The sequence below is a fragment of the Oleiphilus sp. HI0123 genome, assembly GCF_001635315.1.
The window spans coordinates 1-5,329 of sequence record NZ_LWGE01001099.1; the positions used below are offsets into that span (position 1 = coordinate 1).

Annotated in this window: 7 protein-coding genes; 1 reads left to right on the top strand and 6 read right to left on the bottom strand. The window is 43.5% G+C overall.

What is annotated here, in order from left to right; translation table 11 throughout:
* From A3761_RS10880 to A3761_RS10905, 6 genes are all read right to left on the bottom strand, one after another.
* Nucleotides 1-292, bottom strand: a 292-nt coding sequence (locus tag A3761_RS10880; RefSeq protein WP_197473016.1) for a hypothetical protein, incomplete at its 3' end; no start/stop codon positions are given.
* A 160-nt stretch (nucleotides 293-452) separates the two neighbouring features.
* Nucleotides 453-890 (bottom strand): hypothetical protein, encoded by a 438-nt coding sequence (locus A3761_RS10885; protein WP_068553596.1) that lies wholly within the window; start codon nucleotides 888-890, stop codon nucleotides 453-455.
* A gap of 85 nt (nucleotides 891-975) precedes the next feature.
* Nucleotides 976-1,557, bottom strand: coding sequence for a hypothetical protein (locus tag A3761_RS10890; protein ID WP_068509149.1), 582 nt, complete (start codon nucleotides 1,555-1,557; stop codon nucleotides 976-978).
* A gap of 411 nt (nucleotides 1,558-1,968) precedes the next feature.
* Nucleotides 1,969-2,130, bottom strand: coding sequence for a rubredoxin (locus A3761_RS10895; RefSeq protein ID WP_068509148.1), 162 nt, complete (start codon nucleotides 2,128-2,130; stop codon nucleotides 1,969-1,971).
* 22 nt (nucleotides 2,131-2,152) lie between these two features.
* Nucleotides 2,153-3,358, bottom strand: a complete 1,206-nt coding sequence (locus tag A3761_RS10900; RefSeq protein ID WP_068514162.1) for an alkane 1-monooxygenase — start codon at nucleotides 3,356-3,358, stop codon at nucleotides 2,153-2,155.
* 148 nt (nucleotides 3,359-3,506) lie between these two features.
* Nucleotides 3,507-4,514 carry an AraC family transcriptional regulator gene (locus tag A3761_RS10905; RefSeq protein ID WP_068514159.1) on the bottom strand — a complete coding sequence of 336 codons (1,008 nt, stop codon included), beginning with the start codon at nucleotides 4,512-4,514 and terminating at the stop codon, nucleotides 3,507-3,509.
* 257 nt (nucleotides 4,515-4,771) lie between these two features.
* Between A3761_RS10905 and A3761_RS10910 the strand changes: the two genes are divergently transcribed.
* Nucleotides 4,772-5,317, top strand: coding sequence for a hypothetical protein (locus A3761_RS10910; protein ID WP_068552932.1), 546 nt, complete (start codon nucleotides 4,772-4,774; stop codon nucleotides 5,315-5,317).
* Nucleotides 5,318-5,329: the final 12 nt, after the last annotated feature.

Consider the following 5,329-nt stretch of genomic DNA (forward strand, 5'->3'; position numbering starts at 1 on the left):
AGCAGGAGTTTGCCCTTTGGCAGGGCAAGGTGGGTTGCGCTGATAAGCTTTCAACTGAGTGGCTGATACGTATGCAGGCAATATATTGTCTGCTGCTATTCTCTTGAAGGAGCAGGTGTGTCGAGTTGTGGTCATATTGGTCAATGACCTGCTCAACATGAGTGAGTCCGTCAAAGTCTTCTTTGCTCTGTTTAAAACGTATTTGATAAGCTATACGTTTTTGTTCTTCACTGTAAGCACAGACAAAGTTGAACTGTGCGATGAAGTTATCTACCAGCTGAAGTGATTGCATTGCTCTACCTACGATTACAGTAAGGGGCGATAGATATAGCTTAAGAAAACGCTATGACTTTGTAATCAAGTCTCCGATAAACGGTCAGTTTTAAGGCTGAGTAGTCGCCAGAACGAAAATAATGAGAAGTGCATCAAATACGCGCTAAACAATATTAAGCCTACAAGGAAGTTAGTTTTTCCTTAATCGTAAATTTATGGGGAGAGTCTATCAGCTCGACAATGTGGTCAGCGAGCACGTTTGCTTTAACTGGTAGGGTGAGCCAGCCCGCCAGAATTTGTAGGTGTTTTTCATTCTTATCGCTTGGCAGGGAGTGAGGGTAGTGAGCACTCACGCCCAGACAAATCGCATTGGCTTGCAAGGGCGATTCAATAAACTTATTTAGCAGTCCGCTTTCGGCAACGCTTCCTTTTCCGTCAGGCTCAAGATTGATAATAATTGCATCGAACTTCCTATTTTGAAGATATTCTTGGGCTATTTGGGCTGAGGTCGTGGTAAAAACCAAATAGCCCCGTTGTTCCATTTCGTCGACCATGCCGTGAAATATATCGATACCGTAAGTACCGATGATAAGAATCTCTTTCGCTTTTTCCTGCATAATTTCTACCTTAGAAATATCGGAGTCAAAATACTAGCTGGCCCGAATTATTAAAAACCGGACCAAGCTAGTATAGCAAAAATAGTTAAGAATTCATTTTATAGCTGTCTTTCTTCGCATAGGCAAAGTCGTTCAGAACTTTTTCAAAGCGCCTCGAATAAGCCTTTGGCTTGCTTAGCATCAGCTGACAGAAAACTTGCTGAACCTTTGTGTTGCTAGTTTTAGAGTAAAGTTGAAGTGCATATTTTGAGAAGTCTCTGACCATAAAATCAAATATTTGATCAATTAGGTCATCGTCAATTTCATTCAGATCCCAGCTTTCTAAAATCAACTGGCCGTAAGCGACCAAGGTAAATAACTCACCGACAATGAGTAAAAAGTCGATGTCCTTAATTTGCATCTTATTTGGGCGGGCCAGCATGAGCATTTTTTTGAAGATGGCTATCTGCTTTTTGAAAATATTGACGTTGGGCAAGTCGCATTTATCATACGCCAAGTGATAGTCGTGGAAGCGAGTTTTTCCGAGCCCTTTTGGGGTGAGTAGTTTGGCAAAAATCTGTTCCTTCTTGTTGAATTCAAGAAACTCAGTGTACCAGCGTCGACTCTCATAATTGGCTTTGGTTTTCGCGAGCCCTAGCCCTTCAAAGAAGTCGATAGTCTTTAGCATGATGTCGCGCGTTTCTTTGTCAGGTTATTCTTGAGCAAACTTCTTTGGGTTGAGTAGGTGCATAGTGAATTGTCCTTTGCGATTGCTGTGCGAAATATTTGCAAGCCTAGATTAGAGCGCATTGAAAGCGAAATAAAGGTAAGGAAAAGGGCCTAAACAAATTCTAGTTCACGGATCGTCAAAACCAGTAAACAGTTGTGTGGTGGTGCTGCAGTCGTTTGCTTAGTGTATGTGCCAGCTTGATAAACGTGATAGTTGTTCTGGGCATCGCGTGGGTGAATTAATGGGAACGAGTGTGAGCTCCGGGTTCGCTCTAAAATAAAATTATTTATGCTGCCAAGCTGATATAGATCAAGCTTGGCCTTTTGTAGAAATACCCGGGCATTGCTCTGTCCGGGTAAGTTGATTGCTTTATAGGGCGATGAAGTCTGGTTTTTCTCTGACAAAGCACTCAGGGCAGGGAAAGTCTTCAGGAACCTCTTCCCACTTAGTGCCAGCGGGGTAGCCTTCGTGCTCGGCACCTTTAGCTTCATCATATATATAGCCGCAGTCAGGGCATTGAAATTGACTCATGGTCTAAACCTCCTTATGTCTCTTAAGCTGCTTCGGCTGTTTCGCTGACTTTATCACTCACAGGTGGCTGGTGATATTTGTTGTAGACCAGTTCTTTGGAGTCTGGGTCTATATTGACTTTGTCCATATCATTACCAGCCCAATCTATGACTTTTTTGTCCATGATTGAAAACCAGAGTGGTGGGATCATGGCAACCAAAAACATAAGCGGGTAGCCAGAAGGTAGAGAGGGGACGTCGTCGTAATCACGAAGAACTTGATATGGGCGTGTAGGGTGCGCATGATGGTCTGAATGTCGCTGAAGGTGTAATAAAACCAGGTTGGATGCTTTGTGATTACTATTCCAGGAGTGATGAGGTTGGCAGCGCTCATAGCGGCCGTTTTCTTTTTTCAAACGAAGTAATCCATAGTGTTCTACATAATTGGCGCATGTCAGCTGCCACCAACCATAAGCGGCCGAGATTAATAGGAAGGGGATCATAACCGGGCCAAAAAAGGCAAGCATCAGGGTATAGGCTGAAATGGTGAGCGCTGCTGGTTGCAGAATCTCGTTATCCCAAGACCATTCTGATTTTCCTAAACGGTGCAAGCGGTTTGCTTCGAGCCCCCAGGCTCGTCGAAACGCACCAGGAATCTCTCTTTTTACAAACTTGTAAATATTCTCTCCAAAGCGTGAAGATGCTGGATCTTCTGGTGTTGCAACATCCTTGTGGTGTCCTTTATTGTGTTCGATAAAAAAGTGGCCGTAACCACTGGTAGCCAGCATGACTTTCGCAGCGGCAACTTGCTTTCTATCTTTCACTTTATGCCCCATTTCATGACCTGCAACCAAACCTAAGCCGTTGAGAATACCCGCACTGAGTGCAGCGCCGAGTATATTGATCCAGGACCAGTTATATTGAGATACAACAAAGGCGATACCAACGAGAGAAACCCAGTGCAAGGCGGTCGCAATATACATAATATTGACATAATAGCTTTGGTCTTTGAGCTGTGAAACGAGTTCGTCGTCTGGATTAGCGCGGTCTTCACCAAATACGTGATCAGCTAGAGGTAGCATGCCGTAAAGAAAAACCACAGTAAACCAAAGCCAAAGGCCATAACCGGTTTCAACGGCAGCATAAGCGGAGGCTAAAGGAATCATTGGCGTAAGGATAGAGAGTAAGTACCAGTAGCGTTTGCTACGGATCCATGCGCCAGTTTGCTGAGGGTAAACGGTAGTGTTCATAATACGCTCTCTTGTTTTTCTTATAGGGTTTAATCTAGGTGCGTGGGCACTTTTGATGAAAACCATTCTACGAGAGCGTGACTAGCGCAAACAGGTTATTTGGGCTCAACTAGTAGTCATTTTGATTCAATAAAGACTAGATCTTGGCTTATAAGGACTGTTTGTGAGCTTGTCTGAATTGCGATGGTGAGCTATCGAACCAGCGCTTAAATGAACGGTTAAAGTTGGAAGCATCATCATAGCCTAGAGTCAGTGCAATGGCTTCAATGCTTGATTGGGTATTCAGTAGTAAGTTTTTTGCCTGAGCTTTTCGTAAGTTAGCCATGACCTTACTAAAAGAAGTATTTTCTGTTTTTAGCTTTCTCGCGAGTGTGCTTTTGGACATATTCAGGTTTCTCGCGATTTCTTCTATCGATAAAGAGTAATCGTGAGCCTGTTCAACAAGCGAGACAACTTTTTGTTCAAGGCTATCAAATTGGTTCAGACGAGAAAGCTCTTCGTCGCATTGTGCGCGCGCCAGTTCAACAGAGCGAGGGTTTGCCGTAACGCTGGTGATCTTAAGTAAAGACTTTGGGATAGTGACTCCGGCAGTCTTAGCGTCAAAGTGAACAGAGCAAGGCAGTAGCTCTACGTACTTGTCTTGCCATGCGGGTGCCTTATAGGGGAAGCAAACGGTGCACTGTTCGACGCCCTTGCCAATTACAAACTCTATAACGTTGAGTAAAGACGCGAGTAAAACTTCGTAGAGTAATTCTCGTATGGGCTCCCATGTACAAGTTTCTTTAATTTCTAAAAGGCAATCTTCGCCATTAACTTGAATGTTAATTCCGATGGCTTGCAAGCGGGTTTGATAATAGCGGCTAATCAGCTCAAGGCATTCGCCTAAGTCAATACCGTGAGAAACGGCAAAACCTAAGCTGCCATGGCTGGAAAGCTGAATTTTTTGGGCAAAGTGAAGGCCTAGCCATGGACAACTGGACTTACTATAAATGTCATGAACAAAGTCCTTGAAATCGTTAAAGGGGATAAAGTCCTGCCCCTTATGCTTTTCTAGTGTGTTAGTAATGTGTGAGTAATTGAGTTCCAGGTTTTGCTCTTCGCTATACCGAATAAACTGATGCAAGTAAGAGATAGAAGAGAGTACGTTATCGCTCAAGATTGTTTGCCTTGTTGTTCTTGTGAGTATGCTTTTGGGCTAGCTCGATTGTTTAGCGCGAAAATGATAAACAATTATTACATGAAAAAACTATAGTACTAAACTCGCTTAATTTTGAGATATTTTTGTAAGCGTGCTTTGGCTTAGTGATTATTCTTGGTCTAAGCTTATTCGACGCATATTAATATATTAAACTCAGAAAGTGGTCCCTAGGGATAGCCTGCTTTAAATGGAAAGGTGCGCAGACAGCTAACGTTATGAAATCACTAGAAGTAGCACAACATATTCATGTTCTTTATGAAGACTCTTTGAAAGAGCTTCTGGCAAGCCTTAGTTGTGATGTGAACATGTCACCGGCTAACGAGGCTGATTGGTTAGATGCGCCGGTAGCGCTTATCGATGCAGGTTCTGAAGATATGGAAATCAAGCTTGCGCTTGCGCTTGAGCTGCCTATGACTGTACTTGCTATGACCTATCCGGTACCAAACATCACTGTCGTTGATGAGGAGTCCCTGGAAGATTGGATCTCTGAAATGGCCAATCAGTTGATCGGGCGTTTGAAGACAAAGTTAATGTCGCATGAGCAAGAGATTACCTTGGGGCTGCCGACGACGTCTTTTGGTGTTGAGTTGAACGACTTGATTGAACCTGGCCCTACCCGCTTCTCCAGTTATATTGAGGTAGATGGGGAAGCTTGTGCTTTTCACATCGGAGTGGAGTTCTTTTCCGAAGAGATTAGTTTTGTTAGTGAGCCGGTCGTGGTGGAAGATTCGTTGATGGAATCAGAGATCGAGTTATTTTAGTTTTATGGCTGA